Genomic DNA, 18170 nt, shown 5'->3' on the forward strand with positions numbered 1-18170 from the left:
TGGGCCAGATGAGCGGAACGAAATTGTTGTGTTTATCGGATGAAGTCAGGGCGTCAGTTGCGCCGCGATGGCCCGCAGCATGCGCACGCTGTCGCCGTCGAACGGGCTGACGGCCTCGCCCAAGGATGACTGCTTGACGATCACCACGCCGGAGGGCTTGTCGATGAACAGGTATTGGCCATGGATGCCACCGGCCATGAGCGCCTGGCTGTGGTCGTTGAAGACATACCATTGGCTGCGGTAGGACGCGCCTGGGGTCCAACTGGAAAAGTCGGCGCAGGCGGCATAGACGGCCGGGTCGGCCCCAGCGGCAATACCGGCGAGGGCCTCGGCCGAGAGCAATTGGCGCCCGTCCTGGCGGCCGTCATTGGCCAGCAGGCGGCCGAAGCGCGCCATGTCACGCAGGGTCGCGCTGAACCCGGCACCGGCCACGCTGCGGCCCCAGGGATCGGCCAGGAAATAACCGTCGCGCTCACAGCCCAACTGGCTCCAGACCGCCTGCAGCAACTGGTGACAGGCCTTGCCGGACGCCCGTTCCATGACCCAGGCCAACGCCTCGGTGGTGGCCGTCACATAATGGAAAAAGCCGCCGTGACTGCCGCGTTTGCGCAGTGACGGCAAGTATTGGTACAGGGATTCGAACGTCGTGTAGTGCGCCGGTGCCGGCTGGAAACCGCAGGCATAACCGTATTGGGAACTCTCCGAATCCGGATCCTCATAGACCTCGCTGTAATCGACGGCCACGGCCATGTCGAATAGCTGGCGCACGGTCGCATCGCCGAACGCACTGCCGGTCAGTTCCGGTACGTAATGGGCGGCCGTCAGCGTCGGGTCAAGCTGACCTTCGCAGACCAGTTGTTCACCCAGGGCACCGATCAGCGACTTGGTCACCGAAAACATGATGTGCCGGTCCTCGGGGCGCTGGCCGTTGAAGTAACGCTCGAACAGCACGGTGTCGCCCTTGAGGACCAGGAAAGCATCGGTCTGGCTGGCGATCAGGTGGTCGATCACGCTGATGCTCAAGCCACACTCGCTGTCGAAGTGCAACTCGTCCAGCGGCTGGAGCGCCTGCTTGAACGCGCTGACCGGCCCGCTGCCAGCCTGTACATCGATGGAGGGACGCAAGCGCGCCAGGTTGCGGAAGCCCCATTGGTTGAACGGCGGGCTCATCCAGTTGTGCCAGGTGACACGGCGGAGGGGTTCGGCGGGAAAGCCTTGCATCAGCGAAGGCGCCAGGCGTGCGTCGGAGGGCGATTCGTGAGTCTCGACGTAAAGACTGGCCAGTGAAGGCACGGTGTTCTGATTCATTGGGTTGCCCCTGCGAAATGACTCTGCGTGAAAGCAGATGCAGGGGAATAATTACCCGGTGTAATTTTTTAGTCAATAAAACTTTTTATTGGCATCGCTTATCAGTATTGCCCATTCAAACCAGCCAATGCGGTTTGCCTGCAGGCATTGCAGGGGCCTGCTTCGCAGGCCAGCGGGAGCAAGCTCCCTCGCCACAGGGGATTGGGTTGGCTCGAAGTTCCAGCGTTGGGGCTGAGCGGGCTGTGGCGAATGAGACGCTGCCCCCGTGGCGAGGGAGCTTGCTCCCGCTCGGCTGCGCAGCAGCCGTGATCGCTCACCGACTCTGCCCGGTACCCAAGGCTTCGGCCATCCGGACCAGGTCCGCAAACGACTTGGCGCACATTTTTTTCATCGCATGGGCGCGATGGATCTTCACGGTGATTTCGCTCAGGTTCATTTGCCCGGCGATCTGCTTGTTCATCAGCCCCGTGACCGCAAAACCCATGACTTCCTTTTCACGGACGGTGAGCGTCTGGTAGCGGGCATGCAAATCGGAAAATTGCTGCTCGACTTGCCGTCTCCGGACATCCGCCTGAAGCGCGGCGGACACCGCATCCAGCAGGTTCTGTTCACGGAAAGGTTTCGCCAGGAAATCCACGGCGCCGGCTTTCATCGCCTTGACCGACATCTCGATGTCGCCGTGGCCGGTGATGAAAATGATCGGGATATTCGAATTCGACTCCGCCAACTGCGCCTGGAAGTCGAGGCCACTGGCGCCTTGCAACCGTACATCAAGGACCAGGCAACTGGGGCACTCGGTCTTCGGTTGCCGAAGAAAATCCGCCGTGGAGGCGAACGTCTCGACGCGGATCCCGACCGAGCGCAGCAGGTTGCTCAACGCATCGCGCATGGAGGCATCGTCATCCACCACGAACACAATAGAACCTTTGAGACCCGCCTCATTGGATGAAGCATTACCGTTCATTCACGACCCTTCCGGCGAGTGAAACGAAAAAAAGTGTAGCACAGCGACCTTGCGCGACCCGCCTTGTGCCTAGTGGCCTGTGTGGCTAATTCGTGCACTCAAATTAACCGCACAGGCCACTATGCAATCAGCTGCGGCTCCAGCGTCGAAATAAAAGCAAAAAGATCACGGGGACGCTGGAAATAAGCGTCGACCTGAGCGCTGTAGTGTTTTCCGCTGATGCACCAGTTGCAAAAGTGTTCGCAGTTGTTGGACAGAACCCGATATTTATTCTCACCGAGCCGTGAGCGCGCCCGCCGGACGACTTCGTCGTTGGAGTATTCATACGGCTCCTGCGCGATCCATACCGGTTTGCCATGGGCGAAATGTTCAAGGTCGATCACTTCGATGGGGCCGGATCTCAGCGAACCGCTGAACCCGGAGTAGTGGGCGACTTTCAGGTCGCCCAGGTAGATCCCGTGATGCAGATAGAACCCCCGTGGGCTGATCAGGTGCGCGCCGATCGGCGGCGTGCCCCCGGACCGTTCGACATGCACCCATCTCAAGGCGATATCAGACAAGCCGCGATTGCGGGCCGCTGCGCATCCCTGCCCCTCCAGCATCGGCGTACCCAGGCGATAGAAAGCGCTCGCCGTGACGAGCGCCATCAACACCAGCGCGACCGAACGAAGCGCAGAAAGTCCATCCATTGCCCGGTGGGTTAAATCGATCATGGCTCACACTCCGCAACCCGTGAAGCCAATCTATCGCCCGGGTTGCGGCGTTGCATTTGTACGTGGGAGTGGAACCGGTGATCTATTGATATACAGCCTTTAAACCTAAGTATGAATCGAACGCTGTCGAGTCCTCAGGCAGGCGTTTCCCCCTGGACGATGGGCAACGTGAATTGAACGGTAGCGCCGCGTGACTGATTGGCGCAGGCCTTCAAGCAACCGCCATGGGACTCGATGATCGAACGACAGATCGATAACCCCAAGCCCAGCCCAGTGGGTTTGGTGGTGTAGAACGACGTGAACACCTGATCGACGTTTTCCGAGGCGAACCCCGGCCCCGAATCGCTCACACTCACCAGCACCCAATCGGCCCCCTCTAACGTTGCGCAGATCCACAACTGCCGTTCGCCCTCGTTGACGCAGCTCATCGCTTCGAGCGCATTCATGATCAGGTTGAGCAGCACCTGTTGCAGCTCGACCCGGTCACCTTGGATGGGCGGCAAACCGTCGGCCAGTTGCGTCTGGATCAAGACGCCGCTCTTGATGATCTGGCTACGGGTGAACTCGATCATTTCGCCAATGGCAATGTTGATGTCCACCGGGCCTTTTTGTGGCGGCGCCTTGCGGATATGCCCACGGATCCGCCCCAGCACGTCCGCCGCCCGATTGGCGTCGTAGATGAGGCGCCCCAGTACCTGGCGGACTTCCTCGATCTCGGGTGGCTGGGTGTTCAGCCAACGCAGGGCGGCATCGGCATTGAGGATCGTCGCGGCAATCGGCTGGTTGACTTCATGGGCGATCGAAGCCACCAACTGCCCCATGGTCGCGACTCGGTTGGCGTGCGCCAGCTCGGTTTGCACCTCGCGATAACGTCGCTCGCTTTCGCGGATCTTTTCTTCCGCCTGGCGGCGTTCGGTCAGGTCCAGCACGAAAGCGACCCCTTCCCTGCTATTGGCCTCGAACAGCGCCAGACCGACGATGACCGGCAGGCGGCTGCCATCCTTGCGAAAATATTCTTTTTCATAAGGCCGGGCGTGCCCGGTGAGCAATGCCTGGGCCAGGGAGCGTTCGCTCAGTTCGCGGAACTCCGGCACTGTCAGGTCCCGCCAGCCCAGGCGGCCCAACGCCAGGTCTTCGCGCTCGTAGCCGACCATGCGCAGAAAGGCATCGTTGGCTTCGATAATGTCGCCATCGGCATTCCAAAATAGAATGCCAATGATGTTGGCGTCGACCAGGCGCCGGATCCTCGCTTCGCGCTCGGCGACTTCGCGATACAAGCGGGCATTTTCCAATGAGATGGCCGCACGGGACGCCAACAGTTTCAACACGGCGATCCGGGTTGGGTTGAACACATGGGCAGCCAGATTGTTTTCCAGGTAGAGCGCGCCGACGAGCTTGGCCTGGTTCAGCAACGGCACGCAGAGAATCGAGCGGGCGTGCTGCTTGCGGATATACGGGTCCGCGGCAAACGGCGCCGCGATCAGGGCATCGTCAAGAAAAACGCTCTCCCCGGTGCGCAGGACGTGGTAGAGAATCGACTCCGGCAACAGTGCCGCGCCCACCGGGGCATTGTGGATTTGCGTTACGTGGTTGCCGGTGGTCACCTGCGCCGCGACTCGGTACTCGCCGTCGCTGGACAGGATCAATAACCCGCGTTCGGCGCCGGCCTGTTCGATCGCCGTGCACATGACCATGTCGATGAGCTTATCCAGGACGATTTCCCCCGACACCGCCTCGGAGACCTTGAGTACGGTGGCCAGATCCAGGTGCTCGACCGGCGTCATCATCGTCGTCGTTGGACCGGGCACAGGCGCTTCGGTCCTCAGCGATGGATAGGTGTGTTCCAGTTGTCGCACTTTGCCCTCGGCGCCCCAACGCTGGTAGGCGTAACGAGCGTCCTGGAGATAGACGCGAGCGATCTTGCCGAAACCACGGGCGGCGTAGAAGCGCGCCGCGAGTTCGTTGGCCAACGCCTCGATATGGACGAAACCGCTTTCCTGCGCGGCTTGGATGGCTTGCTCGTACAGCGACTCGGCATCGATTAGGCGCCCTTCGACCCGGGCCATTTCGGCACCCACCAACGCGGTGCGGCTGGCGAAGTTCTCCGGACACTGCTGTGCCCATGCCTGGAGCTGGCGGTAATTGGCCGCCATCGCCACCCAATGAGGTTCGCGCTCGTCCACTGGCACACGATCGCAACAAGCGGCCCGCGTCAGGGCGCCGTAGAAATGGTATTCGGTTTCCTCGAAAAACGCCTGGCAAACCCAGAGCAGATCCTGGGCCTTCACCGCCGCGGCCATGGCCGCTTCGGGATCGTCGGCCAGGTAGCGGGCTTGCAGTTTGCGGACCCAGTACAAACATTCAGCCAGGACCAGATCCGAGTTGCTGGACAAGTGGGTTTCGATGGCCGGTTCGTTCAACTGGCCGTCGTCAAGGCAGCCGAACGTCAGCGTCACGCCCCGAAGCATCCGGATCAGTGCCAGCTGGGCGACGATAAAATCCGTCACCAGCCCGAAGTGCACCCTCCTGGCGTAGGCCAGGCCCCGCTCGGCTTCGTCTTGAACATCGGCCAACGGCTCGCCAGCGAACAGCAGGTCGGCGGTGAGGTTGTTGCCCGCGTAGGCGCCATACGGCAGGTCACCGATCCGATTCGCCGCCGCGAACGAACGACGCAAAAGGTCCCGGCATTGCTCCACGGGCCTCATCCAACGCACGGCAAAGCACGAAAAACACAGATAAGTGCTGGCCTCGAATCGCCGCAGGTCGCGTTTTTCAATGAGGTCGCAACCCAGCTGGCCAAAGCGGAACCCCATCTGGTAGTCACCGAACCGCCGACCGGCGACCCGAAACAGATTGGCGTACAGCACACAGGACGCATCGCAGTTGCCCTGCTCCAGGCTCAAGGTGACTGCCTTGCAGATCAACAGGTCCACCAGGTTCGCTTCACTCTGCAAGGCCGGCGCAAAGAGCTTGCCCAGTGCGTTGAGCGTCGCCAGGGAGGTGGCGTCCTCCATCAGCGGCAGCTCGATGAGGTCTTCGATGGCCCGGCCTTCAAGCAGTTCCCCGATGCGCTCGTACTCGTGACGCACATCGTCGTCGCTCGGGTGGGCCGACCACTCGATCCCCACATGACGCAGGTAGTCGAGGCAGACCGCCACCGCACCATCGCTGCGATCCAGGAGCAGGTAGACATCCATCAGCAGGCACGCCACGTTGGCCCGCTCGATCACCGTCACGGCGCGGTCGGCCAGGGCCTTCAGGCGTTCGTCCGCAGCACCGAGTTGCCCGGTAAGGAACTCGCATTCGGCCCGGTTCAATTCCAACCCGAAGATCAAGTCATGGCGCCCTGTCCAGCAATCTTCATCCAGCAACTGCACGCCGGTGGCCAGGTAGTTGAGTGCCGAAGCATAGGCCGTCGAGGCCTTGGCCCGTTGGCCGGCCAGCAGGTTGAATTCAGCCAACTGCTCCCGCTCAGCCCGGTCGGTGAGCAACGCCGCGCCACGATTGAGCTGGCCGGCAATTTCAAAGATCGCCTCTTCAAGCGCTTGGGCGTCCGTTTGTGCCGCGAGCAGCCGTCCGATGCGCAGGTGCATCTCGGCGCGCGCAGCCTGGGGAATCAGCGAGTAGGCGGCCTCATGAATACGGTCGTGAACGAATCCATAGGCATCGTCCAGCCGCTCGACCAGTTCCTGGCGGACCGCCTGCCACATCACCGCCCGGACCTGCGTCGGGGAGATGTCCAGAACGGTGGAAAGCGCCTTGAGCCCGGCCACGTTGCCCAGGCACGCCAGTTGCTGCAACGCCTGCTGCGTGTCGGCAGGCAGGCGTACCAGTTTGCCGACCATCAGGTCGACGACATTGTCTGTGTAGCCCTTGGCGTGAATGCGCTGCGGATCCCACCACCACTGCCGCGCCTCGTGATCGAAGGCCAGCAATCGCTCGTCAGCGAGGGCCTGCAGGAACTGGATCACGAAGAATGGATTGCCCGCGGTCTTGTCCAGCACCAGTTGCGCCAGCGGCTCGACACGATCAACGGCGTCATGCAGGGCCTCGGCGATCAACTGCTCGACGTGCACCTTGACGAGGGGCGCCAGGGTGATCTCGCTGATCTTGCCTCCCGCGCTCCGAATGGCCTTGAGCTTGCCCGTCAATGGATGCGTGGCGTCCACCTCATTGCTGCGGTAGGCGCCCACCAGCATCAGGTGGCGCACATCGGCGCTGGTCAGCAGGTCCTCCAACAGGTCGAGCGTCGCTGCGTCCAGCCATTGCAGATCGTCGAGAAACAGCGCGAGCGGATGGTCCGCGCGGGCGAACACACCGATGAAGCGCCTGAACACCAGCAGGAAGCGGCGTTGCTCCTGTTGGGGATCAAGCGCCAGGACCGCTGGCGGCTCGCCGATGATGAGCTTGAGTTCGGGGATCAGGTCGGTCATGAGCCGCGCATTGGCATCCAGTGCCTCCAGCAACGCCTCGCGCCAATGCGCCAGTTCCGTGTCGCTTTTGCCCAGCAACGTGCGCACCAGGCTCTGGAAGGCCTGCACCAGGGTCGAATAAGGGATGTCACGCCGGTACTGGTCGAACTTGCCACTGGCGAAAAGGCCCCGCGGCGGAACCAGGACTTTGTGCAACTCATTGACCACCGAGGATTTGCCGATACCGGAGTAGCCAGTCACGAGCACCAGTTCCGGCGCTCGTGTTTCAACCACCCGACCGAACGCGGTGACCAACGTCTCGACTTCACGCTCGCGGCCGTAGAGTTTTTCGGGAACCAGCAGCCGATCGGAGGCGCCTTGTTCGCCCAGGGCAAAGACATCGATGTGCCGCGATTGTGTCCAGTGCGCCAAGCAACGACGCAGATCATGTTCGACACTCGCGGCGGTCTGATAGCGCTCCTCGGCGGTCTTGGCGAGCAGTTTCATGACGATCCGGGACAACGTCTCGGCGATGGTTTGGACCCGCGCACTGGGCGGCGAAGGCATCTTGGCGATATGGCAATGGACCCACTCCATGGGGTCGGACGCCGTGAACGGCAGCGAGCCAGTCAACATCTGATAGAGCGTTATGCCGAAGGAATAGAGATCACTGCGCGAATCGATCGAGCGATTCATCCGGCCGGTCTGCTCGGGCGCCATATAGGCGAGCGTGCCGGCCAGGGTTTCGGGGGCTTGGCGCTCCCGCGGCAGCCGCGAAGCCAGGCCGAACCCGGTGAGCCGCGCCTGGCCATCGTCGCAGTTCACCAGAATGTGGCTGGGCTTGATGTCCTTGTGAACGATGCCGCGCTGGTGGAGCTTGCCCAGCGCCACGGCGATGCTCACCGCAAGGCGCAGGAACGTCGCCGTTTCCATCGGGGCGATCAGCAACTGCACGAGCGGCACGCCGCCGGGATCCTCGAGCAGCAGCCGCACCTGGGCCCCTTCGCGCACCATGTCGAGGGGTTGTACCGACCAGGCGCCATCAAGCTCATCCTTCAGGCCAAACTCATGGGCGAGCCGGGCAAGGCAACCAGGGCGAGGCTGTTCGGTCGCGGGGCAGGCCACCAGGACCGTGTCGTCGCCGTCCACACCCGAGCGCAATTCCCGACAGAAGATACGCTCACCATCGTCCCATAGTATTTGCATGCTGTTATTCCATCGGCACAGGAGCACTATTTTGTTTGGTCTGCCGCACTTTGCCGTCGGCTGTCATCCAGTGTCATGTCGCACTTGCCGATGTCGTAGCCATAAGGCGACTTCCGTGGCTGCGCTGGATGCCTGAGGGTAAAGCATGTGCCGGGATCCAGGACGGGGCGTGTTGCGCTCTTTAGATTAGCGCCTCATGAAAGCGCTTCACAATGTTTTCATGGCCTGGCGCAGGACCGGGGACAGGGCGCCAACCCTTAGGTCTTAGGGCGTTATACATAGGTATACTTCTGCCCCTTATGGGACCGCGTATCGTGTAGTCACGACAGGCGCTGTTACGAGCGATCCCTATGACGCAAGCCACGCAGATACGCAACACGACGACTATCGCGGTTGTTGACGATGACGAATCCGTCCGGACAGCCCTGGATAGCCTGTTGCGTTCCACTGGTTACAAGGTTCGAACTTATCGCAGCGCCATCGAGTTCCTGGACGCCAATGCCCCGGTCAGTACCCATTGCCTGATTTCCGATATCCAGATGCCGGGCATGAGTGGTGTAGAGCTGCATGAACAGCTCGGTGCCATGGGTTTTCGGATTCCCACCATCTTCATTACCGCTTATCCGGACCTGGGGGCGCATACGCCGGGGTTGGTCGCCTGCCTGCCCAAGCCTTGTGATGCCGACAAGCTGCTGGACTGCATCGAGACGGCCCTGGGCCCGGCACATTGAGGTTGCTGTATAGAACGCCCTAATACGAAACGACCGTGGGAGCTTGCTCGCGATAGCGGTGGCTCAGTTTGAAGAGGTGTCGCCAGTCCTGCCCACCATCGCCACGATACTGGCCAGCAGCTCGTCCTTCGCCTCGCCAGGGCTGATTTCCCCGGTGGCGGCCGCATTGGACAACGCCTCCGCCGCCCCCAGCATCGCCCGCAAACCCGCCTGGCCGATGCCCTTCGTACCCGCAAACGGCTCCAGCACCGCGCGGCACTTATCGAGAAAAATCCCCTCGTATTCGCGCTTGATGCGCGCAAGCTCCGGCGAACTGGTCAGCGCCGCGATCACCCCGGGAATCTCCCGACCTTGCAACAGCACGCATTCGACGTAGGACGAAGCGATCACCGCCGCCCGGCTTTGCAAGGTGGGGTCGCTGGCCTCCAGGGCAGCGTCCATCAGCGCGGTCTGGCGAGCATCGAAATCCTGGTACAGCGCCGCCAACAGCCCGGATCGGGTGATGAAGTGGTCATAGACGATGGGTTTGGTCACCCCGGCCTGGTCCGCCAGCCGCGCCAACGTCAGAGCATCACTGCCCTCCTCGCGCACCAGCCGCCAGGCAACCTCCAGCAATTGACGCTGCCGGTCCTGCCGGGACAAACGACGACGAGGTGAAGGCGGCGAATGTTCATCAGTGCTTGACATGCTAACTTTACCAACCGTAACTTACTAAGCGTAACTTAAGCATACCTGTCTTCAAGACCTCGTGACCAGAAGGAGTTTCGCCATGCATGCACTCATCGTTGTGGCTCACCACGATCCACGCTCCCTCACCCATAGCCTGGCCCGGAAAATCGCCGAAGGCATTACCCGCGCCAACCCCACCGATACCTTCGAGATCGCCGACCTGGCCGCCGAAGGCTTCGATCCACGCTTCAGCTTTGCCGACCATGCGGTCCACCACCGCGAGGCCCTGCCGCCCGCGGATGTGCTGGCCGAACAAGCCAGGATCGACCATGCCGACGCGCTGGTATTGGTCTATCCGATTTATTGGTGGTCCATGCCGGCATTGCTCAAGGGCTGGATCGACCGGGTGTTTTCCAACGGTTGGGCATTCGATTTCAGTCTCGACAAACCGTTTATCCAGAAGCTGCAACACTTGCGCGTCCACCTGGTAGGTGTCGGTGGCGCCGATGCCGACAGCTTCCAACGTCACGGCTACGATCAGGCGATGACCACGCAGATCGACCATGGCATTTTCGGTTATTGCGGCGCCCAAGTGGTGAGTTCCCAGCGTTTGCTCGACTCGGAAACCGCCGATCCGCAACAGCTTTTGCGAGCCGCCGGCGATATCGGCCAGCGGTTGTTCGCAACGCTTGATGAAACCACACAGGCGCCCGCTATTGCATGCGCCTGAGTTCAGAACCAAGCGTTCACAGCGCGCGACCATGGGCGGCGGACAGCGTTGCGTCACGCCCGTAGATATCCGGGATGTACACCGCCTGGCCCTGGCTGTCCGCCTGTGCCGTCCAGTAACCCAGCAGGATCGGCATGGGCCGGGCCAGCCTGAACTCGTGGGTCGATTCACTGGCCAGCAAGGTGTCAGTGCGGGCCCGTTCAGCCGGGCTGACCAGCAGGTCGCGCAGGTGCATCACTTGCTCGATCCGCACGCAACCTGAGCTGAAGGCCCGCGGACCTTTGCTGAACAGCGACTGGCTCGGTGTGTCATGCAGGTACACCGAGAACGGATTGGGGAAGCGGATCGCCATTTTGCCCAACGGGTTTTTCGGGCCTGGATCCTGGCGCAGCATCAGGTTGCCCGGGTGCTCCCAGTCGATGTCCTCCGCCAGCAACGGCAGGCCTTCACTGTCGAGGATCCGTAGGTTGTGGCGAGTGAGAAACTCCGGATCACGGCGGATCTCGGGCAGTTTGTCCTCGCGCATGATGGTCGGCGGAATGGTCCAGGTCGGGTTGAGCGTCAGCCGGGTGACATGGGATTTGAGCAACGGCGTCTGCCGTTGCGCCCGGCCCACCTGGGTGCGGGTCTGCCAGACCGGCGCGCCGCCCTGGTAAACCGTCAACTGCGCCGCAGCCACGTTGACCAGGACGCTGTCGGTTTCCACATCCTGGGCCAGCCAACGCATGCGCTCCAGATTGATACGTAACTGCTCGCGGCGCATGGCCGGGCTGATGTTCAGCTCGGTGACGGTCCATGGCCCGACCACGCCATCGGCCTGTAGCGAATGCCGGGCCTGGAAGCTCTTCATCGCCTCCACCAACATGGGGCTGTAATGCTCGTCGCTGACCTGCGGCGGCGTACTCAAGTACCCCTCATTGAACAGGCGCTGGGCCAGGGCGGGGACACGGGCGTCCTGTTTGTCCGGTTGCAGCAACGGCCCGCCTGGCACCGCTTGCCATTCGCCCAGCGGCTGTTGCCGTAGCCGGGCATAGAGGCCGCGCAGGTTGCGGTAAAGGTCCAGGTTCGGCCGCGCCTGTTCAAAGGCGTCGGCGAGGTTTTGCAGGCCCAGCCCCGCGATGGCCAGCACCACGGCCGGGTGATCCTGTGGCGGTGGGTTGGCTTTCCATACCGGCTCCAGTCGGTCTTGGGGCAGGTAGCCGAAACGCAGGTCATGCAAAGCTCGCAGGTAGCGCTGGCTGATGGCGATGTCGGCGCAATGAAGGCCTTGGGCCGCGTCCCCGACCGGCAGGCTATAACGTGCCGGATCCATGCCGTCGTCGGCCAGCTGCTGCAACTGGACCTGCAACGCTCCCCGTCGTTCGTCGTCCGCCCAGACCTCCTGGCCTGCGTTTTGCTGGTAGAACGCCTGCAAGTCAAGCTGCGTCGGAAAATCGACGCCCACCGCGACGTCCGGGCACGCGACCGCGAGTTGCGCCAGCGTGCTCTGCACCAGAGCCGGGTCGCCGTCCTCGGCTTTGGCGACCAATGGCGCCGTGAGCAATAAAAGGCTCAGGTAACATGCGGACTTTTTGAACAACTGCTTTACTCCAATCCATGGCCGTCTCGTTGACGGTGAATTTTGCGACAGGTACGACCCGCCATCATGCAGACAAACGAAATCGGACGGGATGCCGCGAACGAACACCACGCTGGAAACCCTTCGCCTGTATCGGGCTTTTTGCGCCGATTCTGCCTGGTCATGCTGGGCCTGGGTATCATTTGCAGCCCGGCACTGGCGGAAAAAAAGGCCAAGTCGAAAACGCTTTACCACAGCCTCGCCCAGGCAGCGCCGGAACTCAATCCCCTGGCGCTTAAAAGTGCCTTGAGCGCCATGCAATGCGCCGTCGCCAATGGCGCCGGCCAGGCTCGCCACCTGGCGGTCATCGACTACTCGCAACCCTCCACGGCCCGGCGCCTGTGGATCTTCGACCTGCGCCAGAAGAAGTTGGTATTGCGCGACCTGGTGGCCCATGGGCAAAAGTCCGGGGAAAACTTCGCGACGCAGTTTTCCAATCGCCTGGGCAGCTACCAATCCAGCCTGGGCCTGTTTCGTACCCAGGAAAGCTACCAGGGCGCCCACGGTTATTCACTGCGCATGGATGGCCTGGAGCCGGGCTTCAATGACCTGGCCCGCGACCGGGCGATCGTGATCCATGCCGCCGACTACGTGAACCCGTTGTGGAGCGTGCGCCAGGGTCGCATCGGGCGCAGCCAGGGCTGCCCTGCCGTACGCCCGCAAGTGGCGCGCCAGGTGATCGACAAGCTCAAGGGCGGACAATTCATGTTTTCCTGGTACCCGGACCCGAGCTGGCTCAAGCGATCGGCCTATCTCAACTGCCAGCCGCAGCAGGTTGCCAGCATCTTGGCTACCAGCGGCAGCTAGGGGCACCTTTTGTGGCGAGGGAGCGTGCTCCCGCTGGGCTGCGTAGCAGCCCCAAGCATGTGAGTGCTTCGCACTCAAGCGGGAGCAAGCTCCCTCGCCACAAGGATTGCGTCGGGTTCGCCTGCGGTTAAAATGCCGGCCTTTCGAATCCCTGGCGTTGCCTGAATGAATTGCGTAGCCCTTCAAACCCTTCACGACCATTTGCTGGCAGCCCTGGAATCAGCGCCGGTAGAAACCCGTCGCTTGTTCCATGGCCGGGGGCGCTGCTGGCCAGGCCTGGAGCAGATCACGGTCGATTGGTTGCAAGGGGTGGTGCTAGTTTCGCTGTTCAAGGAACCGGACCCCAAGCCTCTGGACGACTTGAGCGCAATGCTGCTGGCGCTGACCACGTCGCCCGCCTGGCAACACAGCAAGGCCCACACCCTTGCCGTACAACACCGCTACCTGCCGCAGAGTCTCACCCAATGGCTGGTGGGCGAGCCCATCGATGAATGGACCCTGACCGAAGGCGGCCTGTTTTACCGGATCGACCTGGGCAAGAAGCAGAACAACGGCCTGTTCCTCGACATGCGTTACGGTCGCGACTGGGTGCGGGCCAACGCCCAGGGTAAACGGGTCCTGAACCTGTTCGCCTATACCTGTGGGTTCTCCGTGGCGGCCATCGCCGGGGGCGCGCAGCATGTGGTCAACCTGGACATGTCCCGGGCGGCCCTGAGCCGCGGCCGTGACAACCATCGGCTGAACGGCCATGACCTGGGCCAGGTGAGTTTCCTCGGCCACGACTTGTTCAAGTCCTGGGGCAAGGTGATCAACAGCGGCCCGTACGACCTGGTGATCATCGATCCGCCTACCTTCCAGAAAGGCAGTTTCCTATTGACCAAGGACTACCAGCGCGTCTTGCGGCGCCTGCCGGAACTGCTGGCCGCCCATGGCACGGTACTGGCTTGTAGCAACGACCCGGCCACCGGCCCGGATTTCCTTATCGACGGCGTCATGCGTGAGGCTCCAGGCCTCGAATTCGAACAGCGGCTGGCGAACCCTCCGGAGTTCCCAGACGCCGATGTGACTTGCGGATTGAAAGTACTGGTATTCAAACAGGCTGCGTCCACCAGCCAATAGGCCGCTTTCGAGCAGAGGCCTGCACCTGCATCGCGACCGGCCAAGCGCCTGTCCTCCAGGACCAACGCTTGGCCAAGCCACGCCACGCCACGCCAATCAGGCGGCCATTCGCTCACACGCCTCGGCGCATGACCGGCAAGCTTTTGCACACGCCTGGCAGTGCGCCGGTTCATGTTTGCCACACTCCTCGCCACACGCTCGGCAAATTGCCGCGCACACACTGCACAGTTGGGCGGCGACGCTGCTGTCGCGCTTCATGAGCGTGGCCGCGAGCCGACATAGGTCAGCGCAGTCACGGTCCAGCTCTATGCACTTAGCCATCATCTGCACGCTCTGCTCACGCAGGCAGGCTGCAGTGCAGGCTTCACAGGCCATGGCGCAGGCGGTGCATTCGGCTATACAGGCCTCGTAACGACTGTTCATGGGAATCTCCTGTTGCAAAGGTCGATTGGGGTACCGCGCATGAAAACAGGGCGGTATAAGGTCCGACTCGGCCGTCAATCCGGAGGTTTCGAGAGAAAAATTACAATTTTGTCAGCCGCTCAGACCACCAGCGTCAACCATGCTGACGCCAGCAGCATCACCGCCATGACGCGGTTGAAACGCCCCATCGCCACGGCAGAACGACAGAACCTTGCGGCGCCACGCCCCAGATAGGCCCAGGCGGTCATGCAGGGGAGCGAAATCGCAAAGAACGCGAGGGACAACCAGAGCACCCTCTCCGTACGGTCCGCCTCGGCACCGGCGAATACGCTCACCACCGCCAACGCCATCATCCAGGTCTTGGGGTTCACCAACTGCAACCCGGCCGCCCCCGCCAGGCCCAGGCGCGGCCCCTCGACCGGACGGTCCGGGTCAACGGCCTGGGCCGGAGCACTGAAAATCTGCCAAGCCATCCAGCTCAGCCAAGCGATGCCCGCCCATGAGAGCAACGTCTGAATCGTGGCATGGCGCGCCAGCACATCTCCTAATCCGGTGCCGACCAGAAGCACCAGCAAGGCCGCCGCCGCACAGGCACCGAGGATGATCGGCAAGGTGGTCGCCAGGCCAAAGCGAGAGCTATGGCTCAGCACCAGGATATTGGTCGGGCCCGGCGTGATGGAGGCGACAAATGCGAACAAGGCAAACGGCAGTAACTGGTCCATGGAGCGACTTCTCGGTGAAGGATCGATCGCTTGATCATCCCCGCCAAGCCGTGGTCAGTCTGGAACAATTGAGCAGCGCTTGCGGTAGTCCGCCGGGCTCAGGCGATAGGCACGCTGGAACCAGCGGCCCAAATGGCTTTGATCGGAAAAACCAAGCATGGCCGCCACCGCCACGGCGCTCTCGCCACTGGCCAGCAGGCGCCGGGCACGGGCCAGGCGCAACTGGATCAGATAAGCATGGGGCGCCAGGCCGAAAGCGGCCTTGAAGGCACGGGTCAAGCGGAAACGATCCACGCCGGTGACCTGTGCCAGGTCATCCAGGCCGATGTCTTCGCTCAGGTGACTGTGCAGATAATCCCTGGCCTGCTGCGCCACCAATGGCAGCCGCGGATCCGGGTTGATCCGCGCCCGCCAGTGCAGGTGCTGGGTCAGGTTGGCCAACAGGGTGTCGAGGGCCGTCTGGCGCACGATGCGGATCTCCTGCTCATGCAGGCTTTGGAAGGCCAACGCCGTGGCACTCGCCAGCCGCGCATCATCGGTCAGGGTGGCAGCGAATCCCAGCTGGGCGTTGTCCGGCGCCACATCGAACAAAGAGCGCAGCTCGCGCTCCAGCCATTGGGGCTCCAGGTACAACGTGCGATAGGTAAACCCGTGATCGTGGGGCGCGTTGCCGTCATGCAACTCACCGGGCTCGAGCAGGAACACCTTGCCCGGCGTACTGTTGTGCTGCTGGCGGCGACAATGAAACTGCTGCACCCCCTGCTCGGTCACGCCCACCAGATACGTGTCATGCCAATGGGGATCATAGGCATGCCCCTCGAAATGCGCGCGCACGGTCTCGATACCGGACGTGGCGTCCTGCTTGAGATCGATCCAGTTGCGCGCCGTCATGCCCTGTCCCGTCCGGTGAATGTACTCTTGGCAGATTAACTGCTGGAGAAGCGTGTGTCTGGAAGATTTGTGCAGGCCCTGTGGGAGTGGGTGTTCCACCGCGATCCCAGTGGGAGCCGAGCTTGCTCGCGATGGCGGTGGGCCTGCTTGCATCAATGCTGAACGTGCTGCCGCCTTCGCGAGCAAGCTCGCTCCCACAGGGTTTTTTGGTCGTTTAGAAGATCGGCGTCCACCGCCGATCCCTGTGGGAGCCGAGCTGCTCGCGATGGCGGTGGGCCTGCTTGCATCAAGGCTGAATGTGCTGCCGCCTTCGCGAGCAAGCTCGCTCCCACAGGTTTTTTTGGTCGTTTAGCAGATCAATGTCCGCCGCCGATCCCTGTGGGAGCCGAGCTTGCTCGCGATGACGGTGAACCTGCTTGCATCAGTGCTGAATGTGCCGCCGCCTTCGCGAGCAAGCTTCGCTCCCACAGGGAAACTCCATAGCTTCATGACCGCTTCAGGCATCCGGCGTAATCACCGGCAACACCGTCTCAACCGCCAAACGAGCCAACTCCGCATCCTGCTCAGCCTTGACCCCAGACACGCCAATAGCCCCAATGCATTGGCCGTCATGACGAATGGTCACCCCGCCTTCAAGCATGCCCTGCAAGTGCGGAGCGCTGAGGAAAGCGTAACGACCACCGTTGATCATGTCCTCGAAAACCTTGCTGTCACGCCGCCCCATAGCGGCCGTGCGCGCTTTTTCAGTGGCGATATAGGCCGATAACGGCGAGGCATCGTCCAGGCGCAACAGCCCGAGGGGATGACCACCGTCGTCCACCACACACACCGACACCGCCCATTGACGCTGGTGAGCCAGCTCCTTGGCCGCTACCAGCAATTGCGCAACGTCCTGCTCAGTGAGTACCGCTTTGGTCTTCATGAATCACTCCGTGTTGTGCAACAGCAAGCCCGCGAGATACACCCCTCGGGCGGAGAATTATTCGCCGTAGATATCGAAATCAAAATACTTCTGGCGAATACTGTCGTAAGTGCCGTTGGCGCGAATGGTCGCCAGCGCCTGATTGAAGCGACTCGCCAGCGCATCGTTCTTGCGTACCGCGATGCCGATGCCCGTGCCGAAGTATTGCTCCTCGGTGAAGTTAGGCCCGACAAATTCGAATTCCGTTCCCTCGGGCCGCTTGAGCAAGCTCTCGTCGATCACCACCGAACTGGCCATGGTCGCGTCCAGGCGCCCGCCCAGCAGGTCGAGGAAGATCTCGTTCTGCGAACCATAGCGCACGACCTCGGCGCCCGCCGGGGCAAAGTGATCGGTGACATAACGATCGAAGTTGGTCGCCCGTTGCACGCCGATCCGCTTGCCTTTGAGCTGTGCCGGGATATCGTTGATGCCGCTGCCCTTGCGAAACACCAGGCGCGCCGGGATCCGATAGTAGCGATCGGTGAAGTCCACCGACTTCAAGCGCTCCGGGGTGATCGACATGGAGGAAATCACCGCGTCGACTTTCTTGACCTTGAGCGCGGGGATCAAGCCGTCGAACTCCTGTTCCTGCCAGACGCAACGGACCTTCATTTCAGCGCACAGCGCCTGGCCGATGTCGTAGTCGAAGCCGACGATGGCGTTGTCCGGGGTTTTCGAGGCAAAGGGCGGGTAAGCCGCCTCGATGCCGATGCGCAGCGATGATTCGGCGGCCTGCAGGTTCGCGCCGAAAGCCAGCAGCGAGACGAGACCCAGTTTCAGGGCGATGCGTTTTACGTTCATTCATTTGCTCCAGGTGCGATGTTATTGATTCCGGACGCTCCACAGAAGTCGTCCGTTATGGCAGCAGCAATGTGAACAAGCCCGGGCGGTGACTC

15 protein-coding genes are annotated in these 18170 nt (G+C 61.9%); 4 read left to right on the forward strand and 11 right to left on the reverse strand.

What is annotated here, in order from left to right:
* Window positions 1–45: 45 nt before the first annotated feature.
* From ACIPQ1_RS15050 to ACIPQ1_RS15065, 4 genes are all read right to left on the reverse strand, one after another.
* On the reverse strand, window positions 46–1308 hold the full coding sequence (locus ACIPQ1_RS15050) for a serine hydrolase domain-containing protein (protein WP_446534380.1): 1263 nt from the start codon (window positions 1306–1308) through the stop codon (window positions 46–48).
* Window positions 1309–1621: 313 nt separating this feature from the next.
* Window positions 1622–2272 carry a response regulator transcription factor gene (locus ACIPQ1_RS15055; protein ID WP_411384861.1) on the reverse strand — a complete coding sequence of 217 codons (651 nt, stop codon included), beginning with the start codon at window positions 2270–2272 and terminating at the stop codon, window positions 1622–1624.
* 119 nt (window positions 2273–2391) lie between these two features.
* Window positions 2392–2985 (reverse strand): lecithin retinol acyltransferase family protein, encoded by a 594-nt coding sequence (locus ACIPQ1_RS15060; protein WP_250962065.1) that lies wholly within the window; start codon window positions 2983–2985, stop codon window positions 2392–2394.
* 134 nt (window positions 2986–3119) lie between these two features.
* Entirely contained in the window at window positions 3120–8603 is a 5484-nt protein-coding gene (locus ACIPQ1_RS15065) for a trifunctional serine/threonine-protein kinase/ATP-binding protein/sensor histidine kinase (RefSeq protein ID WP_446534381.1), read from the reverse strand.
* 350 nt (window positions 8604–8953) lie between these two features.
* Here ACIPQ1_RS15065 and ACIPQ1_RS15070 point away from each other — a divergent pair, with 350 nt between their 5' ends.
* Window positions 8954–9334: a response regulator transcription factor gene (locus ACIPQ1_RS15070; RefSeq protein ID WP_250962067.1), complete on the forward strand. Its 381-nt coding sequence runs from the start codon at window positions 8954–8956 to the stop codon at window positions 9332–9334.
* A gap of 63 nt (window positions 9335–9397) precedes the next feature.
* Here ACIPQ1_RS15070 and ACIPQ1_RS15075 read toward each other — a convergent pair whose 3' ends face one another.
* Window positions 9398–10021 (reverse strand): TetR/AcrR family transcriptional regulator, encoded by a 624-nt coding sequence (locus ACIPQ1_RS15075; RefSeq protein WP_411384863.1) that lies wholly within the window; start codon window positions 10019–10021, stop codon window positions 9398–9400.
* A gap of 82 nt (window positions 10022–10103) precedes the next feature.
* On the opposite strand from ACIPQ1_RS15075, the gene ACIPQ1_RS15080 reads away from it, so the two are divergent.
* Window positions 10104–10733 (forward strand): NAD(P)H-dependent oxidoreductase, encoded by a 630-nt coding sequence (locus ACIPQ1_RS15080; RefSeq protein ID WP_411384864.1) that lies wholly within the window; start codon window positions 10104–10106, stop codon window positions 10731–10733.
* A 16-nt stretch (window positions 10734–10749) separates the two neighbouring features.
* On the opposite strand, the gene ACIPQ1_RS15085 is transcribed toward ACIPQ1_RS15080, so the two are convergent.
* Window positions 10750–12312: a L,D-transpeptidase family protein gene (locus ACIPQ1_RS15085; protein ID WP_411384865.1), complete on the reverse strand. Its 1563-nt coding sequence runs from the start codon at window positions 12310–12312 to the stop codon at window positions 10750–10752.
* Window positions 12313–12474: 162 nt separating this feature from the next.
* On the opposite strand from ACIPQ1_RS15085, the gene ACIPQ1_RS15090 reads away from it, so the two are divergent.
* Together ACIPQ1_RS15090 and ACIPQ1_RS15095 are read left to right on the forward strand one after the other, a co-directional pair.
* Entirely contained in the window at window positions 12475–13158 is a 684-nt protein-coding gene (locus tag ACIPQ1_RS15090) for a murein L,D-transpeptidase catalytic domain family protein (protein ID WP_250962091.1), read from the forward strand.
* A gap of 165 nt (window positions 13159–13323) precedes the next feature.
* Window positions 13324–14277: a class I SAM-dependent methyltransferase gene (locus ACIPQ1_RS15095; protein WP_250962071.1), complete on the forward strand. Its 954-nt coding sequence runs from the start codon at window positions 13324–13326 to the stop codon at window positions 14275–14277.
* Between the two features lie 96 nt (window positions 14278–14373).
* Here the strand turns inward: ACIPQ1_RS15095 and ACIPQ1_RS15100 are convergent, their stop codons facing one another.
* The 5 genes from ACIPQ1_RS15100 to ACIPQ1_RS15120 all read right to left on the reverse strand — a co-directional run bounded on the left by ACIPQ1_RS15100 (window position 14374) and on the right by ACIPQ1_RS15120 (window position 18075).
* Window positions 14374–14700: a four-helix bundle copper-binding protein gene (locus ACIPQ1_RS15100; RefSeq protein ID WP_250962072.1), complete on the reverse strand. Its 327-nt coding sequence runs from the start codon at window positions 14698–14700 to the stop codon at window positions 14374–14376.
* Between the two features lie 119 nt (window positions 14701–14819).
* Window positions 14820–15422 (reverse strand): LysE family translocator, encoded by a 603-nt coding sequence (locus tag ACIPQ1_RS15105; protein ID WP_411384866.1) that lies wholly within the window; start codon window positions 15420–15422, stop codon window positions 14820–14822.
* 54 nt (window positions 15423–15476) lie between these two features.
* The gene (locus ACIPQ1_RS15110; RefSeq protein WP_250962074.1) at window positions 15477–16313 is read right to left on the reverse strand and encodes an AraC family transcriptional regulator; all 837 of its coding nucleotides are present in this window, start codon (window positions 16311–16313) and stop codon (window positions 15477–15479) included.
* Between the two features lie 496 nt (window positions 16314–16809).
* Window positions 16810–17235, reverse strand: coding sequence for a GlcG/HbpS family heme-binding protein (locus ACIPQ1_RS15115; RefSeq protein WP_014338265.1), 426 nt, complete (start codon window positions 17233–17235; stop codon window positions 16810–16812).
* Window positions 17236–17292: 57 nt separating this feature from the next.
* Window positions 17293–18075, reverse strand: coding sequence for an ABC transporter substrate-binding protein (locus tag ACIPQ1_RS15120; protein WP_411384867.1), 783 nt, complete (start codon window positions 18073–18075; stop codon window positions 17293–17295).
* Window positions 18076–18170 lie beyond the last annotated feature (95 nt).

Source organism: Pseudomonas sp. LARHCG127, from assembly GCF_052871455.1.